Below are 2,989 nucleotides of genomic sequence, written 5' to 3' on the forward strand. Positions count from 1 at the left end.
AAGAAAGGAGGAGTTATGACACCCGAATTAGCACAAAAGGTGATTAATAAAAAACCTTATCTGGAAACAAGGATAGTTACTTATGTTAACAATGACGGCAAAACTGAAATGTATTACACCAATTTTCCACTAAGCAACGGCAAATATAAATGTAAGGAAAACCTTGACCGTATCAAATTGCCCTGCTATTGCACTTTTGAATGGCGTGGAAAAAGGCGGTTGGGGATATTACATAATGACGGACATAGAAAATATGGTGGTGAATCTACTGGTTCAGAAATTTATTCATTAACTGAAATCGATAAACAAACAAATAATAAAATTGGGGACTTGATACAGACATCATATAGCTTAGCTTTTTTAATTGAGTATTACAAAATCAACATCGGCAAAGTGAAACTGACCTATTATGAAACAATTTAAAATATGCCACCTGTGGCGTTCTGGCGTCAGGTTGCTTCAACTTGGAGGGGTTATTCCAGATAATAAAGTTAGACGTTTCTTTTCAAAAACTATGTGATAACCCTATTTTAAAGAGTTAGAGATTTGGGTTACAGGGTGGGGAATCCTGTCAGGTGGCAACTAATTTAGGAGGTGTCCATGAAGCAAACCAACTGAATAGAGGGCCTAACCTGTGATGCAGATTAAATAGCATTAGTAATAGTAATTGTGTTAGGGGCTATCAATAAAAGGTAGCCCCAGAATAAAAGGAATGGGAGGAAATGTAATGGAAGTTAAAGAAGCGATTGAATGTTTAGAAGTAGCTTCAGAGTTTCAAGTTTCTATAAACAGGCAAGAAGAAATTAAAAGGGTCATATCCCTACTCAAATCACTGGAAGCCGAAAATAAGGTTTATAGAAACGAACAAAGTGGCTGGGTTAAAGAAATAGAAAGAAGACAAGCCAAAATAAGGGAATTGGAGAAATTAGACCTTAATGTAAGGGAATTGATGTTAGAAAATAAGAAGCTGAAGGAAGAAAATAAGGCGTATAAGGAGATGTGGAATATATTAAAAATAGCATATGATACTGAATTATATGGTCTAAAAAACCTTACTCTCAAAAAAGTTATGGAAGATTTTGAATTCAAATATCTCGGAGGTGGGGAATGAAATTTAAAGAAAATGAAACTGATTTACTTCTAAGATTAGTAAAAAGAGAACACAGAAGAATTAAAGGGAAAAACATAAAATTCAAGGACATAACATTAAGAGAACTTGAAGATATTTACACAAAACTAAAGGCAAACAAAGATGCTTTTGAAGATGCCAGAAGTTGGGAAGATATTGATTATGGAATGGAAGTTATGTATGGAGATAAATAACAGGAGGCAAGGAATGATAATCAGGTATGATATAAAACCAAAATCTCACGACGAATATTGTGATGTTATAGACGCTTTGTCTGATTGGTTAGACAGGAATAATATTGAACACCGGAAAACCGAAATATTAGATGAGAGCGGGCAGGACAAAATAGCAAATAGCCAAAATAAGCCAAACAAGCCTCACTACAGCGAAAATTGATAATCTTAATATAAACATCTTAATTGGAGGTAAAATGCAAAATAAGAATGTTATTTTAATCATTCTGCTTATGTTAGCGTTAACTTTAATATTCAACTACCAGATAAACAGGTTGAGAGAAGTTATTATTAAACAAAATCAGATTATAGGAGGTCAAAATCAATGTATAGATAATCTTCATTCAGAAATCAGTAAGCTATTAAAAAATATTGAAGTGATAACAGGTAAGATGATTTGGAATTTAGAATATTAAGGAGGATTAAATGATAATTCCAACTACAATAAGAGTAAACGGCAAGGAATTAAATATAGGGGATTTTGATACCGACACAGGAAGATGGATAATCAAGCGAAACAAGGAAAGACACTTCCATATAAAAATGAATGCGTGGGGCTTGGATTATGAAATGTTTGATTACCTTAAAAGTGTTTACGGAATAAACAAAGTGGTAATTTATGATATGAATAAAAGGGGTTATCCTAAAACGTGGGAAATATCTTTAGAGGACATAGAGAAAAACAAAATGTTCAGGGAATTCAAGCCACACCGGAAACAAATATTTATTGAAGAAAAATATTGGACAAAAACCTAAAAAAAGATTATAATGAAATTAAGGTATAAAGGTAAGGATATGAAAATCAAAATTTCCAAAAAAAGTTTATATAAAGAGCTGACCGATAGGTATTTTCCACTTCCTTACCTTTGCCTATTGGTTGGCTCTTTTGTTATTTTAAAGGGGGTAATATGTCAGAAATTAAGTGGATAAAAATAACGACAGGTATGTTCGAAGATGAAAAAATCAAGATGATAGAATCAATGCCGGAATCAGATATGATTTTAGTTATATGGGTAAAACTATTAACTCTGGCAGGAAGAAAAAACATGAATGGATATATCTTTCTAACTGAAAATATACCTTATACTGATGAAATGCTTTCGACATTATTCAACAGACCTCTTAACACAATAAGATTAGCACTTGAAACGTTTAAAAATTTTAGCATGATTGAGTTTGGTGATAATGGTTTTATAAAAATAGCAAATTGGGAAAAACACCAGAACGTTGGAGCGCTTGAAAAAATAAGAGAAAACAATCGGTTAAGAGTTCAAAGATTCAGGGAAAACCAAAAACAAATATCTGCTCCAAATGATTGTAACGTTACAGAAACGTTATGTAATGATACAGATAAGAATAGAGAAGAGAAGAATAGATTAGAAAGAGATAAGAATAGAGAAGAGAAGAAGAAAGAAAATATACATGCTGTTATTCAATATCTCAACACAAAAGCGGAGAAATCTTTTAAAGCCACAACAAAGGCACACCATAAACATATTAACGCCAGATTTAAAGAAGGTTATACTTTAGACGATTTTAAAAAAGTAATTGATAACAAGGTAGCCGAATGGAAAGGAAGAATTACCAGAGATGGGCAGAATATGGAAAACTACTTACGACCGCAAAC

The 2,989-nt window shown here is 32.5% G+C and carries 6 protein-coding genes; all 6 read left to right on the forward strand.

Annotation, left to right across the window (positions count from 1 at the left end):
* A partial coding sequence (locus KO361_06290) for a hypothetical protein (protein MCC7575173.1) occupies positions 1 to 423 on the forward strand: 423 nt, incomplete at its 5' end.
* Between the two features lie 304 nt (positions 424 to 727).
* Positions 728 to 1,111, forward strand: coding sequence for a hypothetical protein (locus tag KO361_06295; GenBank protein MCC7575174.1), 384 nt, complete (start codon positions 728 to 730; stop codon positions 1,109 to 1,111).
* Positions 1,108 to 1,323, forward strand: coding sequence for a hypothetical protein (locus tag KO361_06300; protein MCC7575175.1), 216 nt, complete (start codon positions 1,108 to 1,110; stop codon positions 1,321 to 1,323). The genes KO361_06295 and KO361_06300 overlap by 4 nt, the downstream gene beginning before the upstream one ends.
* The gene (locus KO361_06305; protein MCC7575176.1) at positions 1,292 to 1,525 is read left to right on the forward strand and encodes a hypothetical protein; all 234 of its coding nucleotides are present in this window, start codon (positions 1,292 to 1,294) and stop codon (positions 1,523 to 1,525) included. Before KO361_06300 ends, KO361_06305 begins: the two co-directional genes overlap by 32 nt.
* 263 nt (positions 1,526 to 1,788) lie before the next feature.
* Positions 1,789 to 2,118 carry a hypothetical protein gene (locus KO361_06310; protein ID MCC7575177.1) on the forward strand — a complete coding sequence of 110 codons (330 nt, stop codon included), beginning with the start codon at positions 1,789 to 1,791 and terminating at the stop codon, positions 2,116 to 2,118.
* 152 nt (positions 2,119 to 2,270) lie between these two features.
* On the forward strand, positions 2,271 to 2,989 hold a 719-nt coding region (locus KO361_06315), incomplete at its 3' end, for a phage replisome organizer N-terminal domain-containing protein (GenBank protein MCC7575178.1).

The sequence above is a fragment of the Candidatus Woesearchaeota archaeon genome (assembly GCA_020854775.1).
In the GTDB taxonomy this organism is placed as follows: domain Archaea; phylum Nanobdellota; class Nanobdellia; order Woesearchaeales; family 21-14-0-10-32-9; genus 21-14-0-10-32-9.

Coding starts and splice junctions, on each gene's coding strand:
- KO361_06295 (MCC7575174.1), top strand. CDS start 728: ATGGAAGTTAAAGAAGCGATTGAATGTTTAGAAGTAGCTTCAGAGTTT.
- KO361_06300 (MCC7575175.1), top strand. CDS start 1,108: ATGAAATTTAAAGAAAATGAAACTGATTTACTTCTAAGATTAGTAAAA.
- KO361_06305 (MCC7575176.1), top strand. CDS start 1,292: ATGGAATGGAAGTTATGTATGGAGATAAATAACAGGAGGCAAGGAATG.
- KO361_06310 (MCC7575177.1), top strand. CDS start 1,789: ATGATAATTCCAACTACAATAAGAGTAAACGGCAAGGAATTAAATATA.